Origin of the sequence: Campylobacter felis (assembly GCF_030250085.1) — a bacterium.
Lineage (GTDB): Bacteria > Campylobacterota > Campylobacteria > Campylobacterales > Campylobacteraceae > Campylobacter_D > Campylobacter_D upsaliensis.
The window spans coordinates 36,805-54,131 of record NZ_JANURX010000003.1 but is presented as its reverse complement, the minus strand read 5'-3'; the positions used below and the strand labels follow the sequence as shown (position 1 = coordinate 54,131).

Annotated in this window: 17 protein-coding genes and 1 pseudogene; 7 read left to right on the top strand and 11 right to left on the bottom strand. The window is 34.1% G+C overall.

The window, feature by feature from the left end:
• Positions 1-103 precede the first annotated feature (103 nt).
• Together NYG92_RS02520 and NYG92_RS02515 are read left to right on the top strand one after the other, a co-directional pair.
• Positions 104-727 (top strand): disulfide bond formation protein B, encoded by a 624-nt coding sequence (locus NYG92_RS02520; RefSeq protein WP_289233444.1) that lies wholly within the window; start codon positions 104-106, stop codon positions 725-727.
• A gap of 44 nt (positions 728-771) precedes the next feature.
• The gene (locus NYG92_RS02515; RefSeq protein WP_289233443.1) at positions 772-1,416 is read left to right on the top strand and encodes a thioredoxin domain-containing protein; all 645 of its coding nucleotides are present in this window, start codon (positions 772-774) and stop codon (positions 1,414-1,416) included.
• A gap of 28 nt (positions 1,417-1,444) precedes the next feature.
• On the opposite strand, the pseudogene pepE reads toward NYG92_RS02515, so the two are convergent.
• Positions 1,445-2,258 (bottom strand): annotated as a pseudogene (pepE, locus tag NYG92_RS02510) (dipeptidase PepE).
• A 105-nt stretch (positions 2,259-2,363) separates the two neighbouring features.
• Positions 2,364-3,017: a helix-turn-helix transcriptional regulator gene (locus NYG92_RS02505; RefSeq protein ID WP_270976425.1), complete on the bottom strand. Its 654-nt coding sequence runs from the start codon at positions 3,015-3,017 to the stop codon at positions 2,364-2,366.
• 161 nt (positions 3,018-3,178) lie between these two features.
• Between NYG92_RS02505 and NYG92_RS02500 the strand changes: the two genes are divergently transcribed.
• The 5 genes from NYG92_RS02500 to NYG92_RS02480 are packed head-to-tail and all read left to right on the top strand — an operon-like array spanning position 3,179 to position 8,884.
• A complete protein-coding gene (locus tag NYG92_RS02500) occupies positions 3,179-3,541 on the top strand; it encodes a Rid family detoxifying hydrolase (RefSeq protein ID WP_139018163.1) in 363 nt (120 codons plus the stop codon).
• A gap of 3 nt (positions 3,542-3,544) precedes the next feature.
• The gene (dcuC, locus tag NYG92_RS02495; RefSeq protein ID WP_289233442.1) at positions 3,545-4,984 is read left to right on the top strand and encodes a C4-dicarboxylate transporter DcuC; all 1,440 of its coding nucleotides are present in this window, start codon (positions 3,545-3,547) and stop codon (positions 4,982-4,984) included.
• A 10-nt stretch (positions 4,985-4,994) separates the two neighbouring features.
• Positions 4,995-6,158, top strand: a complete 1,164-nt coding sequence (metC, locus tag NYG92_RS02490; protein WP_027304049.1) for a cystathionine beta-lyase — start codon at positions 4,995-4,997, stop codon at positions 6,156-6,158.
• 9 nt (positions 6,159-6,167) lie between these two features.
• A complete protein-coding gene (gene purB, locus NYG92_RS02485; protein ID WP_270978185.1) occupies positions 6,168-7,535 on the top strand; it encodes an adenylosuccinate lyase in 1,368 nt (455 codons plus the stop codon).
• Positions 7,536-7,543: 8 nt separating this feature from the next.
• The gene (locus NYG92_RS02480) at positions 7,544-8,884 is read left to right on the top strand and encodes an MmgE/PrpD family protein (RefSeq protein WP_289233441.1); all 1,341 of its coding nucleotides are present in this window, start codon (positions 7,544-7,546) and stop codon (positions 8,882-8,884) included.
• A gap of 9 nt (positions 8,885-8,893) precedes the next feature.
• Here the strand turns inward: NYG92_RS02480 and NYG92_RS02475 are convergent, their stop codons facing one another.
• From NYG92_RS02475 to NYG92_RS02435, 9 genes are all read right to left on the bottom strand, one after another.
• Positions 8,894-9,547, bottom strand: a complete 654-nt coding sequence (locus NYG92_RS02475) for a M48 family metallopeptidase (protein ID WP_139032436.1) — start codon at positions 9,545-9,547, stop codon at positions 8,894-8,896.
• Positions 9,523-10,836 carry an MATE family efflux transporter gene (locus tag NYG92_RS02470; protein WP_289233440.1) on the bottom strand — a complete coding sequence of 438 codons (1,314 nt, stop codon included), beginning with the start codon at positions 10,834-10,836 and terminating at the stop codon, positions 9,523-9,525. Before NYG92_RS02470 ends, NYG92_RS02475 begins: the two co-directional genes overlap by 25 nt.
• 138 nt (positions 10,837-10,974) lie before the next feature.
• Positions 10,975-12,984, bottom strand: a complete 2,010-nt coding sequence (locus NYG92_RS02465; RefSeq protein ID WP_289233439.1) for a methyl-accepting chemotaxis protein — start codon at positions 12,982-12,984, stop codon at positions 10,975-10,977.
• A 191-nt stretch (positions 12,985-13,175) separates the two neighbouring features.
• Entirely contained in the window at positions 13,176-13,709 is a 534-nt protein-coding gene (gene mog, locus NYG92_RS02460; protein ID WP_270966554.1) for a molybdopterin adenylyltransferase, read from the bottom strand.
• A gap of 10 nt (positions 13,710-13,719) precedes the next feature.
• On the bottom strand, positions 13,720-14,697 hold the full coding sequence (corA, locus tag NYG92_RS02455; RefSeq protein WP_004277283.1) for a magnesium/cobalt transporter CorA: 978 nt from the start codon (positions 14,695-14,697) through the stop codon (positions 13,720-13,722).
• Between the two features lie 9 nt (positions 14,698-14,706).
• Positions 14,707-15,531: a formyltetrahydrofolate deformylase gene (gene purU, locus NYG92_RS02450; RefSeq protein ID WP_289233438.1), complete on the bottom strand. Its 825-nt coding sequence runs from the start codon at positions 15,529-15,531 to the stop codon at positions 14,707-14,709.
• Positions 15,516-16,628 carry a tRNA nucleotidyltransferase/poly(A) polymerase family protein gene (locus tag NYG92_RS02445; protein ID WP_289233437.1) on the bottom strand — a complete coding sequence of 371 codons (1,113 nt, stop codon included), beginning with the start codon at positions 16,626-16,628 and terminating at the stop codon, positions 15,516-15,518. Before NYG92_RS02445 ends, purU begins: the two co-directional genes overlap by 16 nt.
• Positions 16,597-17,082: an effector protein CiaD gene (ciaD, locus tag NYG92_RS02440; protein ID WP_270976413.1), complete on the bottom strand. Its 486-nt coding sequence runs from the start codon at positions 17,080-17,082 to the stop codon at positions 16,597-16,599. The genes NYG92_RS02445 and ciaD overlap by 32 nt, the downstream gene beginning before the upstream one ends.
• Positions 17,079-17,327: a hypothetical protein gene (locus NYG92_RS02435; RefSeq protein WP_099462039.1), complete on the bottom strand. Its 249-nt coding sequence runs from the start codon at positions 17,325-17,327 to the stop codon at positions 17,079-17,081. The genes ciaD and NYG92_RS02435 overlap by 4 nt, the downstream gene beginning before the upstream one ends.

Here is a 17,327-nt window from a genome sequence, read left to right as displayed (position 1 = left end):
ATAAAATTTTTTAATGATAAAATAAGTCAAAATTGCCCTATTCTCACTCTTTCTTTTTTTATTAGTTTAAGTTTTTTATAATTTTAAAAAAAGGAGCTTCATTTTGATTTTAGATGAAAAGAAAATTTATTATTTGCTTTTTTGCCTTTGTATTTTCTGTTTGCTTTTATCGCATACTTTTTTTCAAAATTATCTTTTTATGCGTCCTTGCGAGCAGTGTGTTTATGTGCGTTTGGCTTTTTGTATTTTAATACTTTCTTTCATTTTTCTTTCATTTAAATCTATTCAATTTTTGGGCTTTACCTTAGCCTTTTTTGGAATTTTTTATGGAGTAAAAGCCTCTTTAAAATTAATGCAAATGCACTCTGCCCTACTTTCAAATAACCCTTTTTTAGCCTCTTGTTCGACCTATCCGCGTTTTGCTTTTAACTTGCCTTTAGATAGATTTTTCCCATCTTTTTTTGCACCGACAGGCATTTGTGCTTTGGATGCGCCTATGCCCCCTAACGATGTGAATTTAAGCACTTTGCAAGATTTTTTTGTCGATTTTTATTCGCAAGGATGGTATTTAGTGCCAAAATTTGAGTTTATTAGTATGGCGGAGGCTTCTTTGCTTATTTTTAGTTTTATTTTAATCATATTTTTTTTATTTTTTATTAAAAAACTTAATTTAAGAGCTAAATTTGTAAGCCTTGCTCTTTTTTTAGGTTTGATTTTACTTGCGTAATTAGGAATTTTTGCTACAATTTTTTTTATCTTTAAGGAGTTTTTATGTTAAAAAAATCTATTTTGACACTTTTTTGTGCGTTGTCTTTTGCCTTTTCGCAAGATTATATCACGCTTAAGGATAAAATTGAGACGAAAAATACTCTCATTGAGGTTTTTTCTTATAAGTGTATCCACTGCTATAATCATCAAAGATTTGGCACTCTTGAGGCTTTAAGGGAGAAAATTCCAAATTTATCTTATGAAATTTATCCCATAAGTATAGCTGATGCGAAATTTGGCACGCTTTTAAATGAGCTTTTTGCTTATGCTATTCATACAGATAGGCAAAATAAAAAAGATGCAAGTTACCAAGATAGTCTAGCTCATCATTTAGCAAAGGCGTATTTTGAAAAATACTTTTTGATGAATAAAAAGGGACAAGTTGTCGCTACAAAAGATTTTGAAAACGAAAAAAGCTTTTTGCAAAATGGACTTAGTGTGCTTAAAATCAGCGAAAAAGAACTAAAAGATTTTATCCATACAAAAGAGGCTAAAGAGCTTTTAGAGCGTTTTGAGTGGGCTAATGGAGTCGCTAAAAACTACGGAACACCGGCTTTTGTCGTCAATGGCAGCTATCAAATCAAGCCCGAAGCTATCGATTCTTTTGAAAGCTTACTAAAAATTATAGAAGAATTAAAAAACAAGTGAGGCAGTGCATATAGCATTGCCTCATATTTTAGTAGTTAAATTCGCTATCTATGGCGATTTTAGAGATGTCTTTTTTATGCTCTAACTTTAAAAGTGGAGCTTTTTTATCCATACCCAAAACCTTAACTTTTTTACCATCGATAAGTAAGGCTACACCCTCAGGAAGAGCATAAACGATGGATTTTGGATTAAGAATTAAAAATTCTTCTAGTCTTTCCTCCCTACTCTCGCCATTATGTCCCACAGGCTTTCCTGAAATAAAATGCGGATTAATTTGATGTGGGAAAATGTTGAAAGTGTTAAAAGACTCAGGCTCTGCGATAGGCATATCATTTGTTGTTTGCATAGTGGCACCTGCGACATTTGAGCCAGCCGACCAGCCCACATAAGGCACACCCTCACTCACTCTTTTAGCGATTAATTCTACAAGTTCATTTTTATAAAGCTGATTGACAAGCTCAAAAGTATTTCCACCGCCTACAAAAATGGCGTCCGCACTTTTAACTATATCTGCGGCTTTACCCTTATGCACACTTATAACCAAGACTTTCAAGTGCTTTTTTAACCTGTGCTTCATAAGCATCATAACTCTTTCTAACCCCAGCATAAGGGATAAAAGCGACTTTTTTGCCTTTGAGCTTATTTTTCTCCACAAATTCCTTAAGCCAAGGAAGAGCGTGATTTAAATAGCCCGTATCCTTATAGCCAGAACTTGAAAGTAAAAGGGCTTTTTGCTTATCTTTTGGGAAATTAAACGCCTCTTTCGCACTTAAGCTAGAAACGCTAAGACATAAAGCCGCCAAAGAAGCGACACCGACCTTAAGAATCATTCTTCTTTTCATTTAATCTCCTTTAAAAATATTAATCTTTTCATTGTAATTTTATTTACTTAATTTTTTGTAAATTTTTATCATAATGAAAAATAAAAGCAAAATTATTGGCTAATTTTAATGCTGTTTCAAATTTTTTAAATATCTATAAACACTAGGTTCGGAAATTTTTAAAAATTTCGCCACGATAGGAACAGCCCCTTTAATGTTAAAAATACCCTTTTCATAGAGTTTTCCTATAAGCTCTTCTTTTTGTTCTATGCTTAATTGATACTTGGAATTTAAATAACTCGCATCGACACTTTGAGCTAAAATATCTTCTATGCTAGGACTTAATGTCTCTATGCTTGGACTATTAAATTCGCATTTACCCAAAAATGCACCCATATCGCCTATTTTTTCTAAATCTATAATTTTACACACTATATCTCTCATAATACTAGTGTCGTGATTGATACATAAAATTCCTACTAAATCATCACCGTGCTTAATAAAAAAGGTCGAACCGCGTATGAGTTTTGACTGCCCTACAAGAGCCTTATAATCGCACAAAAAGTCCGTTTCTAAATATCTTTTATTTTGGATTAGCTCACTTGCAAAAGCTGTTAGTGGAGAATTTAGAGTGCGTCCGCTGATGTGATTGTTGGCTATTGCAGCTATTCTTGCTCCGTCTTTTTCGATGATGTGAAAGACGACTTCATATTGCACTCCTAAAACTTCTCCTAAAAAATGTGTTAATCTAATAAATTGCTCTTTTTGCTCTTCGCTCATAAAATCCCCTATTATTACTTAATAAAAGCCTAAATTCTACTCTTTATCTTTAAAAATTTTCTTAAAAATAAAAAATTATTATTATAATAAAAAAGTATTGACAAAATATTATTATTAATGATACAATATAATTTATTTAATTTGTATTTAAAGGAGCGTTTATGTCAAATTATCCTAAGGCTATAGGTCCCTACTCTGCTTATAGAGAGGCAAATGGACTCTTATTTATTTCGGGGCAGCTTCCTATTAACCCTACTTCAGGAGAGATAGAAAGCGAGGACATTAAAGAGCAGACAAGGCAGTCTTTAAAAAATATAGGTGCCATTTTAGAAGAAAATAGCATTAGTTATGATAAGGTGTTAAAAAGCACTTGTTTTTTAGCGGATATTAATGACTTTGCAGCCTTTAATGAAATCTATGCAGAATTTTTTCAAGCACCATACCCAGCAAGAAGTGCGTTTGCAGTTAAAGATTTGCCGAAAAAAGCTAAAATTGAGATAGAGATTATCGCTCAAAAAGGATAAGTTATGCTAGGGATTACTTTTTCTTTATTTAGCGTTTTTTTACTTGTTTTTATGCTTTATAAAAAGATTAATGCACATATGGCATTGCTTTTAAGTGGACTTTTATTACTCTCTTTGGCTACTATTTTTGGACTTTCACCGCATATTGTGGCTAAGGGTTCTTTAAATTTGGGCTTTTTTGATATCTTTCAAGTTTTTAATCAAACGATGTCAAGCACCTTAGCAGGACTTGGCTTAACTTTAATGTGTATAGCGGGTTTTTCTGCTTATATGGACCATGTTGGGGCTTCTTATGCTCTTTTTAAGGTTTTTGAAAAGCCTTTAAAAGCAGTAAAATCACCTTATATTTTACTGATAGTTGCCTATTTTATCGTGCAATTTTTGGTTCTTTTTATCCCATCTCACGCTGGTTTGGCACTTTTGCTTATGGTTACGATGTATCCTATACTCGTTCGCTCGGGCGTTTCGAAGCTTTCAGCTTTAAGTGTCATTGCTATTTGTCAATATATCGACCACGGACCTGGAAGCGGTAATGTTATTATGGCGTCAAAAGTCTCTGAGATTGACCCTGCGATTTATTTCGTTCATTATCAATTACCCACAACCCTACCTATCATCATCGCAGTAGGTATAGCTCTTTATCTTTGTAATAAATTTTTTGATAAAAAAGATTGTTTTGTCTTTGACGCTGAAAAGATAGAGCAAGAACTTAATGAAAACAAAGGTAAGGAAGAGGAGCTTAAAAAGCCTCCTAGAATTTACGCCATTTTGCCTATTATTCCTTTGGTTTTAATTTTAGGCTTTAGTGCTGTTTTGGATAGTATTTTGGTTTTGCTAGGTTTTAGCACAGCTGAAGAGGTCAAAGCTGCGGCTAGCACGGCGATTAAAATGAATGTCCCTGTGGCTATGGTTATTTCGACATTTATTGCCATTTTATTTGAAATGATTCGTTATAGAAGTGTTGTAGATACTTTAAATTCTATTATGATTTTCTTTAAGGGTATGGGACATTTATTTGTAATTACCGTATCTCTTATCGTTTGTGGTCAAGTGTTTGCAAGTGGGCTTTTATCCGTAGGCTTTGTCGATACTCTAATAGAATTTTGTAAAAATGCAGGTTTTGGAGTGCTTGCCATTATCATTGCTGTTTCAATCTTACTTGCTGTTTGTGCCTTTTTAATGGGAAGTGGTAATGCGGCGTTTTTTAGCTTTGCTCCGCTTATCCCAAATATAGCAAAGCATTTTAGCGTTGAAACTATCACTATGATAGCTCCTATTCAAATAATGACAGGTTTTGGAAGGTGCGTTAGCCCTATTGCTCCGGCAATTCTAGCTATTTCGGCGATTGCAAAGGTGAGTCCTTTTGCTGTGATTAAGCGAACGGCTATTCCTATGCTTGTAGCGGCTATTGTAAATATTATTATGACTTATATTTATCTTTAAAGGAGAAAAAATGAATAACAAAACAAAACTTATCCATTGCGGAAGAGGCGATGAAAATGCCGAAGTAAGATCGGTAAATCCAACCCTAATGCGTGCATCAACCATACTTTTTAAAGATCACGCCACTTGGCAAAAATATAGAGAGTTAAGAAAAACCCAGCGTGTTTTAAGCTATGGTGCTAGAGGCACAGCGACAAATTTCGAGCTTGAAAAGCTTATTTGTGAGCTTGAGGGAGGACATAGAGCACAGCTTTTTCCAACGGGCTTGGCAGCTTTAGCTATGGTGCTTTTAAATTATGCAAGCAAGGATGCGCATTTTTTAATTACTGATGCAATTTATGGACCTGTGAGGACGATTTGCGACTTATTTTTGAAAAAAATGGGCGTTGAGATTGATTTCTTAAAAGCTGATGCAAGTGATGTGGAGGAGAAAATCAAGCCTAATACTAAGCTTATTTTATGTGAGTCGCCGGGATCAATTTTATATGAGATTATAGATCTACCAAAGCTTTGTAAAATCGCCCACTCTCACAATATCCCTGTGGCGATTGATAATACCTATTCAAGTGGGTATTTTTTAAATCCTTTAGAACTTGGTGTGGATATTTCCGTTATAGCGGCGACTAAATATTTAAGTGGGCATTCAGATGTTACTATGGGTATAGTTGTCATTAATGAAAAAGAGTGGAAAAATTTCGACAAACTTCCAGAAGCTTTAGGGCTTACGACAAGTCCAGATGATGCCTATTTAGTGCTTCGTGGTATGAGAACTTTAGATGTGAGAATGAAAGCACACGAAAAAAGTGCTGATGAAGTAGTCGAATTTTTACAAACAAGAAAAGAGCTTAAAACCATCTTTTATCCTAAGTTAAAATCTCACCCAAATCACGACATTTTCGAACGCGATCACAAAGGTGCTAATGGTATGGTAACGATAGAATTTGCCGAAGGTTACACTAAAGATGATGCGATTAAATTTGTAGATTTATTGCAATTTTTCTCCATAGGTGCTAGTTGGGGTGGCTATGAAAGTCTAGCCACGGTAACAACTCCTCCTAGAACAGCGACTGATTGGAGTGCTAGAGGTCCTTTTGTGAGATTTCATATAGGACTTGAAGATCCTAAAGATTTGATTGCTGATTTAACTCAGGCTTTTAATGGTATTAAAAAATAAGGAGTGAAGATGACAGGAGTTAGCGTATTTGACCAAAGATTATTAGCGAATTCTTGGAGTAGTGAGAGTATGCGTACGGTTTTTTGCGAAGAAAACCGCATACAAAAATGGCTCGATGTCGAAGCAGCACTTGCTAAAGCACAAGCCAAGCTTAAGATTATCCCTAAAAAAGCCGCCGATGAAATTGCTAAAAAAGCACATTATAAATTTATGGATATGGATTTCATTTTCGCAGAATATAAAAAGACTAAGCACCCCCTAGTGCCAACGGTAAGAGGCTTAGAAAAGGCTTGTGATGATAATTTGGGTGAATATGTGCATTTTGGAGTAACAACTCAAGATGTCATTGATACGGGACTTGTATTGCAGTTTAAAGAAGCGATGACTTTGATAAAAAGTGAATTAAAAGCCATAGCAAAAGCACTAGCTAAACTTGCTAAAACACATAAAAATACCCCTATGATGGGAAGAACTTTAGCTCTTCAAGCCCTGCCTATTACCTTTGGGCATAAGGTTGCCATTTGGCTTAGTGAGCTTGATCGCCATTTTGAAAGAATTTTAGAGCTTGAAAAAAGACTTTATGTCGGTAGTATAGTAGGTGCTGTGGGGACTAAGGCAAGTTTAAGTGATGAGTGTAATGAAGTAGAGAAGCTAACTTTAGAAAATTTAAAGCTTGAAGTGCCTAATATCTCTTGGCAGCCAGCAAGAGACCGCTTTATCGAACTTGGCTTTGTTTTGGGCAATATTAATGCCACTTTTAACAAAATCGCTCATCAAATTTTAATCTTAGCACATAATGAAATTGATGAAGTTGCCGAGCCTTTTGGTAAAGGTCAGGTAGGCTCAAGCACTATGCCGCATAAAAGAAATCCAGCCGTGAGTGAAAATGCCGTTACCGTAAGTAACGCTCTAAAGGCAAATTTAGCCATATTAAGCGATATAGAAAGGCACGAGCACGAAAGAGATGGGCAGGTATGGAAAATGGAATGGAAGCTTTTGCCAGAAATGTTTTTAATGCTTTCTGTCGTTTTGGAAAATATGAAATTTGCGCTTAGTGATTTGGAAGTTAAAAAAGACAAAATGCTTAAAAATCTCAACACTCTTAATGGCTTTGTTTTAGCCGAACGCGTGATGTTTGCTTTGAGCGATCATTATGGTAAGCAGCACGCTCACGAAATCGTTTATGAAAATGCTATGCTAGGTATGGAAAAGAAAAAGAGTTTTAAGGAAGTGTTGTTGGCAGATAAAAGGGTTTCTAAGGTCTTAAAAGAAAGTGAAATTGACGCTTTGCTCGATGCTAGCACTTATGTAGGATATGCACCAAAACTTGTCGATGAATTTTTAGCGAAAATTAAAAATAGTGCTATTTTAAAATAGGAAATTTTATGTTTTATAGCGAAAATTTAGCAGATTTTATCACAAATCTTAAATTTGAAACCCTCCCCTTTTCTGTCGTTCAAAGAGCTAAAGAACTTATGCTTGATAGCTTTGGCACGGGTTTGGCGGCAAGTAAGGAAGAATGCGTTTTAAACGCTTTTAAAGCCTTTGACGCTTTAAGTTTAGTTAAAAACACGCCTATTTGGGTGAGTGATAAAAAATTAGATCCCATTTATGCCACTATGCTAAATGGCATAGCAGCACACGCTTTAGACTTTGACGATACACATACAGAAGCCATTTTGCACGCTAGTGCCATTTTGACCCCTCTTTGTTTAAGCTATGGTTTTCACGCTACTAAAGACGCAAAAAAGATCATAAAAGCCTTTATTGTAGGCTGGGAAGTGGCTGCTAGAGTCGGTATAGCAAGTAAGGGAAGCTTTCATAAAAGAGGCTTTCACACAACGGCTATTGCGGGAATTTTTGGTGGAGTGAGTGCGGTGGCTGTTTTGCTTGATTTAGACAAAAAGCAAATCGTCAATGCCTTAGGACTTGCGGGAAGCTTTGCAAGTGGGGTTAATGAATTTTTGTCAAATGGCTCAAATTCTAAGGTTTTACATATTGCTAATGCTATTAAAAATTCTATCATCATCGCTCATTTTGCTAAAAATGATATGAGTGGTCCATTAAGCATTTTTGAGGGGCGTGATAATGTCTTTAAATGCTTTGGTATAGAAGAGCAGTGCGATAAAGACGCACTTAGTGAGGGTTTAAATGAAATTTGGCAAATTATGCAAGTGTCGATTAAGCCTTATCCAAGCTGTCATTTTGCACATGGACTTATTGACTGTGCAATTTCTTTAAAAAATGACGGCTTTAAGGCTGATGAGATAAAAAGTATCCATTGTTTTGTTGATGAAGTGCCTATCGCTTTTATTTGTGATCCTTTAGAGGCTAAATACACTCCAAAAAGTGCTTATGAAGCTAAATTTTCTATGCCCTTTTTAATGGCTTTGGGTTTTTTCGATGGCAAAATCACTCTTGATTCTTATGCAAATTTAAAGCGTAAGGAAGTGCTTGATTTTGCAAAAAAAATCACTTATGAAAAAAGAAATTCGCAGGGCTTTCCCAAATATTTTCCGGGACATTTAGAAGCTACTTTGCAAAATGGCAAAAAAATTCAAAAAGATATTTTCATCAATAAGGGTAATTTTGACAATCCTCTAAGCCTTGAGGAGCTAAAAGCTAAATTTATGAATAATGCTCTAATTTGCATTGATGAAACTAAGGCTTATGAAATTTGGGAGCAAATCGCAAGGCTTGAAAGTCTAAACGAGCTTTCCTTTTAACCCTCCCCCCTATTTTAAGGGGGTTTTAAAATATATATTTTCTCTTTGCCTAAAATCTTGCATATTTTCAAGCAAAAATGTGTAAAATTCCTTGCCGTGATGAGGGAATTTTAAATGTGCTATCTCGTGCAAGATGACATATTCTATCGCTTTTAGGGGCTTTTCTGTTAATTTTAAATTAAGATTAATGTAAGCTTTTTTATGATTACAAGAACCCCAACGCGTCTGCATTGTTTTAAGGCGAATTTTTGTCGCATAAAGCCCTGTTTTTCTTTGCCATTTTTTAAGATAAAAATTAAAAATAATCCTAGCATTTTTCCTTATAAAAATTTGCAAATGTTCTAAATTTGGCGTTTTTATCTCATTTTTGAAAAGCTGTGCTTTGCTTAAATTTGGCTCTAAAATAAGCTTGTATTTTTTACCAAGAAATTCAACTTCATCTTCTTTTTTTAAATTTTTTTGATAATTTTGCCACGCATTTTCAAGCCATTTTTCATTTTTTATCAAAAATTCTTCAAGTCTTTCTAAGGGATAAAAATAAGGCAAAGTGAGCTTAAATTCCCCTACCCTACTATCAAATTTTAAGATAAGATTTCTCACAGCTTTTTTAAACACGCAAATTTTAAAATTCCGCCAAGTTATACGAGTGCTTTGTTTTGCCATTTTTTACTTTTCCACCTGTAAGCATTCACCAAGCCTCTTAAAAACTCATCAGCGCAAAAGCCAAGCCACACACCCACTATCCCAAGCCCAGCATAAAAACACAAAGCATAGCCCACAGGCAAAGAAACGCCCATCATAAAAACAAGTCCGCTAAAAAATGGAAATTTTGCATCGCCACTCGCCCTTAGAGCATTAACCATCACTATATTAAAAGAGCGGAAAACCTCAAGAAAAATAGAAAGCGTAAAAAGTGGTATCATAAGCTCCTTAAGCACATTTTCAAGCTTGAGAGTATTCATAGTAAAATCTTGCAAAATGAAATTAAGTAAAGCCACCACCAAAGAAGCTACTAGACTAAGATATAAAGCGACCCAAGTGTGCTTATAGGCAACATTAAAATACCTAGCACCAACAAGTTTGCCGATGATGATTTCATTAGCCACGCTTATGGCTTGACCAATAAGCATAATCATCATAGAAATTTGAAAATAAATCGTTTGAACGCTTAAATTTTCTTTACCCAAACTTGCCACAAAGGCAAAGGCTATGGTGTATTGCACGATCCAAAGTAAATTTTCTCCAGCTGAAAAGCCACCTATATTTAAGATTTTTTTAACAACCTCTTTTTCAAGGGCAAACATTTCGCGGATTTTAAGATGAATTTTAAGCTTAAAAGCAAGGATAAAGAAAAGCGCTAAGATAGCTAAAATGCGCCCAAAGATATTACTAAGCCCTACTCCAAAAAGCTCTAAGCTTGTGTGATGCAAGACGATATAATTTCCAAAAATGATAAATCCATCCATTAAAAGAGTTACAAACATCACAAAAAAAGCGTGATTATACACTCTCACAACGGCTGCCATAACGATACCAATAGCGTCAAAAAAGAGACAAATCGCAAGCATGTGTAAATAAATTTGGCTATCTTTTAAAAGCTCATTGGGAATTTTAAGCAAAGTGAGTAGAAAATCTCCCTGCCATAAAATAAAAAGCATACAAAAAAAGCCCAAAAGTGCATTTAAAAACAAGCTTTGATGAATTACTTTCCTAGCAAGAGTGAAATTCCTAGCTCCTAAAGCCTGTGCGATGACTACGCTACAACCCACGCTTAAAAAGCTAAAAATGGTAATGAAAAGATCTAATATTTGATTTCCAGCACCCATAGCACCGACTAGGGAATTGGAGTATTGAGAGACCATAACGGTGTTGATGATTAAAGAGAGATAGCGTAAAAACATCTCGCAAAATATTGGAACACTAAGCTGTTTTAAAGAGAGTTGTTTGTTCATTTGTTAAAATCCTTATTATTTAATTTGCTATTTAAATTTAATTTACAAAGTTTGAAATTTAATAAAAATTATAACAAATTTGATTAACTAACCCCCACAAAAAAGTGGAGGTTATAAGAGTGGGTATAAATTAAAGTTTTAAAACTTCTTCTTCTTCACATCTTCAAGGATATTATTTGCTATATCACTAACATTATTAGAGATGATAGCACTTTCATTAGCAATTTCTACATTATCCTTAGTGGTTTGGTCGATTTGAGCTACACTTTCATTAATCTGTGTGATACCTGCAGTTTGCTCTTTAATGCTTTCTGCCATATCATTGATAGATTGAACGAGAAGGTTAGTATTTGCTTCTATCTCACTTAAAGACTTTTGGGTTCTTTCTGCTAGTTTTCTGACTTCATCAGCCACGACGGCAAAGCCTCTTCCGTGTTCTCCTGCTCTTGCAGCTTCAATAGCAGCATTAAGGGCTAGAAGATTGATTTGGTCAGCTATATCACCTATAATGCTTGTTACATTTTTAATATCTTCACTTTGAGCGATAACATCACTTGTCTTTTGAGAGACATTTTGCATAGAGGAAGTAATCTCTTCTAAAGCAGCAGCTGTTTCTTCTAGTGAAGCTGCTTGAGAATTTGAACTTGTTGTTAAGTTTTGCACAGCGTTTTGAAGTTTGGAGCTTTCATTAGCTAAAGAATTTGCAAAGTCTGAGCTTTGTTTAAGCATTTTGATGATTTCTTCGCCTAAGGCATTAGTGGTTACTTCTACACTACCGCTTGCATTTTCTATTTTGTGTCTAAAATCTAAGTTTTTATACTCTTCAAAAATATCGTGGATTTTATTCATATCTTTACCCACTTTAGTTTGTAAGACATCTAAAAGATTATTAAGAACGCTTTTAAGCTCTATGAGTTGAGGGTTTCTAGGATTCGCTGTAATTCTTGCTGTTAAATCTCCGTTTTCAACTATGCCTACTGTGGTAACACTTTCTTTTACAGCTTGTTTATCTTGGTCTAAGCCTTCTTTGGTGGCTTTGATGTTGTCGTTAATAGCAGCTGCCATTTGACCGATTTCATCATTCGCACGAGGGCGTAAATTGCCAGGTAATTCTGTCGTTTCTAGATTGATATATTTAAAAAACGCAAACAAATGCTTGGATACATTTTCAATTCTTGTAGTAATATAATTTTTAACATAATACAAAATGGCGACACTAAGCACCAGCAAACTAATCAAAGAAGTCAAAGTTATGCTAAACAATAAGTCATAGAAAGGCTCGTAAATACTGCGAGTTGGAGCGACAGTAACCATAGTGAAATAGGCATCAGAATTAGCAATTTTAAAAGGTTGGACCCCAGCCATATACGCACTACCCATATAATCATACTCATAAATTCCTCGTTTATTTTCCATAGAAGCATTTATAATGTTTTGCGCACTTTCATCAGTATTTACCTCACGCAAATTCTTACCTAAGAAGTCTTTGTTAGGATGCAAGAAAATCACGCCATCTTGAGTCATTAAAAATCTTCTATCCTCGCTAAAAATACTGCGTCTTGGGTCTAGCAAATCCTGACTTAAAGCACTCACATTATACAAAATGCCTAAGGTTCCTACCTTTTGTTTTTGAGAATTAAAGATGTTAAAGCTAAAATTGATTGTGAAAATATTTTTATTTTTAATTTGGACATTAAAAGGTTTAGACACAAACATTTTATCATTATTAGTATCAATATTTTGACTAAGCACATTTTTAAGACCATTATCCATCACTTCACCCGCTCCATTTGCTGCTATATAAGACTTAGAATGAGGCAAAATGATATAAGCATATTCTATAAAATCAGATGAACCCGATAAAGCCTCTAAAACATCTAACAATTCCCTATCACTTAACTCTCCTCGCTCTAATGCTGTATTAAGTCTATTAACCGCAAATTGAGTTGTTGCACTTACCCGATTGATAAAGCCTTCCGTCTTATTAACATTTCTTGCACCTGCGTTATCAATTAAGGAACGCGCCTCTTCACTTAAAACCTGATAACTTTGATAAGAAACAATGAGAGTTAAAAAGAAAATAACTAAAAATACACAACAAAGAACAATGGTGATAATTTTAGTCCCCAGTTTAAAATTATTTAGCATTATGATAGCTCCTTTTTATATTTAAAAACTTTGGATTTTACCAAAAAAAAAAAAAACAAATTCTTAAAATAAAATTAAAATGAGATTTTTTTGTCCTAATGGCATAAAATTAAGATAAGCCCATAAAATATAGGGCTTAAAAGAAAGTTTTAAAAATTTGATTTTGATAAAGGGAGGGTTTGCACTAAAAATTACTTTTTCTTAGGACGAAAGATTTTAATATTATCCTCATTATTTTCTATATACGCACCACCTATTAAATCTATGCAGTAAGGTATAGCCGGAAAAACAGGCTCTAAGCACTCTTTTATGGCTTTTGGATTACCCGGAAGATTTAAGATAAAGCTTTTGCCACGAATACCAGCACTCTGCCTTGAAAGTATGGCTGTGGGGACAAATTTTAAGCTCTCTTGCCGCATTAATTCCCCAAAACCGGGCATCATTTTATCGCAAACCGCCTCTGTGGCTTCAGGCGTTACATCTCTAAGTGCAGGTCCTGTGCCACCACTCGTAACGATAAAATCGCATTTTTTCTCGTCGCTTAAAAAAATCAGTTTTTTAACTATCTCATCATAATCATCAGCAATAAGCTCTTTATGAAAAATAATTTGATTTTTAATATAAGAGCTTAAGACTCTCTCTACCTCACAAGTGGCTTTATCCTCGTAAATTCCACTACTTGCCCTATCACTTAGGGTTAAAATTCCTATGTTAATAATATCCATTTTTTCTCCTTTACAACCAACCTTTTTTCTTAAAAACATACACAGGGACGATGATAGAGATTATCATCACACCAAGCACAATAGGATAAGCATAGTGCATTTCAAGTTCAGGCATAAATTTAAAATTCATTCCATAAATCGTTCCTATTAAAGTCGGCGGCATCATCGCCACAGTAGCAACCGTGAAAAGTTTAATGGTCCTATTTTGCTCGATATTAATCTGCCCTGTAAGTATGGTTTGAATATTATCTAAGATATTAAATTGCGAAACGCTAAATTCCACAAGCGAATTTAAGTCTTTTAAAACTATGGTTAAATTTTGCTTAATATCCTTATCGATTTTATCGCTTTTTAAAAGAGAGGTCATAGCACGGCGTTTATCAAAAAGGGAGTCGCGAACACGCATATTTAAATCTTGCAAATTTGAAATATCCTTTAATAGCTCATCATACCCACCCTCATTTTTCTTTTCTAAAATACTACTTCTTAAACGCCTCGCCTCTTTATCAATCCACTCTAGCAAGTCCGCATCCTTTTCCACACGCACTTCAAACATTTTGTCAATAATATCAAAACCATCTTCGAAATTTTTAGGACTGGCTAAAATGCGGGTTTGAATTTCATTAAAGGTGCTAAAATCGCTATAACGCACGGTAAAAAGGATATTTTTAGCCGTAGCAAAGGTGATGATTTCGGTGTGAAGGTTGAGATTTTTCTCATCATCAAGCTTTAAGCCTTTCATTAAAAAATGTGCATTGATTGTAATGCTAGTGCTATCCTCCCAGTATTTAGCACTTAGCTCTATCTCACCTCTTTCTTCCTCGCTTGGAAATTGCAAGTTAAAATGCGAAGAAATAAAACTAATCTCATCAGGCTTTGGGTGTAATAAATCTATCCAAAGGATATTTTGTGGCAAAGCTCCGCTTTTAAAGTCAAATTCTAGCCTTTTTACTAAGGCGTCTGGGGTTTTTGTGTAAATATAGAGCATTAAATTCCTTTAAAAAATAATAGTTTTATTTTTATGGATAAATATTCTATCCTCAAAAACTAAATCTAAGGCGTGAGAAAGAACATTTTTTTCTACATTTCTCCCTGCTTCTTGCATTTGCCTCCAACTAAATTCGTGATTGATATTAATCACATCTTGAGTGATGATAGGACCCTCATCTAAATTATTATTAACAAAATGTGCAGTCGCTCCTATAATCTTAACCCCTCTTTCAAAAGCTTGTTTGTAAGGGTTTGCACCGATAAAAGCAGGTAAAAATGAGTGATGAATATTAATAATTTTACCCTCAAAATGTCGCACAAAATTTGGACTTAAAATTCTCATATATTTAGCTAAAACTAAATAATCAAATTGATAATTTTCAAGGCACTCAAGCACCCTACCCTCTTGCTCCTCGCGGCTTGTATTTTCAGCACTGATGAGATGATAAGGGATATTAAATTTATCAACCAAGTCTTTTAATTCATTATGATTAGAAATCACGGCTTTAATGTTTGCTTCAAGCTCATTACTATAATGACGGATTAGTAAATCCCCCAAACAATGGCTTTCTTTAGTAGCAAAAATGACAATATCTTTTTTTCTTTTTTCGTGAAGTTCTATTAATGCTCCCTCTCCAAGCATAGCTTCAAGTGTTCCCACAAAGGCTTTTGGCTCAAATTCTCCCTCTAAAAGTGCGCGGAAAAAAAATATCTCTTCACCGACAAATTCATCGTTTTTAATAATATTAATATGATATTTAAAAATCACATCAGCAATTCTATAAATAAGCCCCTTAGCATCTTTTGTGCAAATTTTTAAGACATAGTGCATTTTAATCCCTCCAAATAAGCCATCATTTCTTTTTCTTTCTCGCTTTGTAATTTTAAGCCTAGCATTTTACCAGAAAATCCCTGCTTTAGATAAGTTTGAGCTTGAATTTGACTATGAAATTTCTCCTCATAAACACCTAAAAATTTAGCCCTTTCAATACGCTTTTTATCCCAAAGCCCTAGCCAAGATTTAAGCGGCATTAAAGAAGCGATTTTTAAAAGCTCTAAATCACTTATCTTTTTTTTAAAAAAAGGCTGAGAGGCTTGATTTAAAAGCTTTTTTTTAAGCTTAGATTTTTTACAAAATGGCTCTTTAATGTTAAAATAATTAAGATAAAGATATAAAAATAAAGCTTCATCTTTGACAAATTTCCTAGCATTTTCTAATAATTTTAAAAAATTCTCATCATCAAATTCCACACCAAAAAGCTTTTTTTCCAGCCCTAAATCCTGCAAAGTTTTATAAGCTAAAGCTAAATGCTCTCCTTTAAAAAATTTATAAAGCTCAGTATTGATTCTATCTTCACTTAAATCGCTTATATCCATAGTTTTCATTAAATTTAAGCTTTGAGGAGCTAGATGAAAATTAAAGCGAGAGACAAAGCCCACAGCCCTTAAAACTCTAAGACTATCCTCCATAAAACTTTTATCATCAATATGCCTTAAAATTCCGCTTTTTAAATCTTTAAATCCGCCATAAAAATCCAAAAGCTCACCACTAAAAATATTAATCATCAAAGCATTAAGGGTAAAATCACGCCTTTTAACTGCTAAAGCCTCATCGTTACAAAGTTGGACTTCAAAGCCTTTATGACCGAAGGCGTTTTTGTTTTCCGTTCTAGCTAAAGCTAAATCATAATTTTGAAATTTATAGACAAAAAAGCTTTTCCCATAGCCATTTGCACCAAGTTTTTGCATTAAATCATCAAATTTTTTAGGACTTATATCATAAACTTCTACATCAAAGTCCCTAAGTTCAAGCCCCAAAAAATAATCTCTCACACTCCCACCGACCAAATAAGCTCTTTGAGTATGAGGGCGTAAAAAATCGCTTATAAATTGAAGCTTATTTATTAAGTCTATCTTCGATATTTGCAAGTAAAAACTCTAAAAAATTAATCGTTAGCTCAAGTCTAGCGTCCAAATCTTCTTTTTTAGTGTCATTAAGCCCCTCAAAAAGCACCAAAATACGCTCTTTTAGGTTTTTCAAAAAGATGTCTTCATTTAAACTTTGCACCTTAGCTATGATGTTAGGATTTAAAATTTCACTTTCTTCGATAGGCTCTTCTTTTAAAGGCTCTTTCTTCGTTTCGTCTTGTTCGCTAATTTCTAAATTTTCTTGCTCTTCTTGGAATTTTGCCATTTGAATTTGCTCTAAAATGTCTTCTTGGCTTGTTTTTAAATGATCATCTTCAAGCACTTCTATTTTAGCTTCATCTGCTTTTTGATGTTCTTCCTCTTGCTCTTTTAGGCTTTGAAGTTGCCTTTCTTGTTCTTTGATTTGATGATGCACTTCATCAATCGTTTTTTTTGCTAAATCCTCTAAATTCATATTTTTATCAACCACCTTTTAAATTCGTTAATCTCTTCTTCGCTTTGCATAGTGAGAAAAAAATCAAGCATTTGTATGTTTAAATCCTTATTTTTAGAACGCAAACCACTCAACCTTCGAATAGCCACAATGGCATTTTCATTACTAGGATCATTTTTAAGTATCTTTTTATAAATTTCTAAAGCCTCGTTTTTAAGCCCCTGCGCTTCATAAATAGAGGCTTCTGTGATAGTATTTTTCATCAT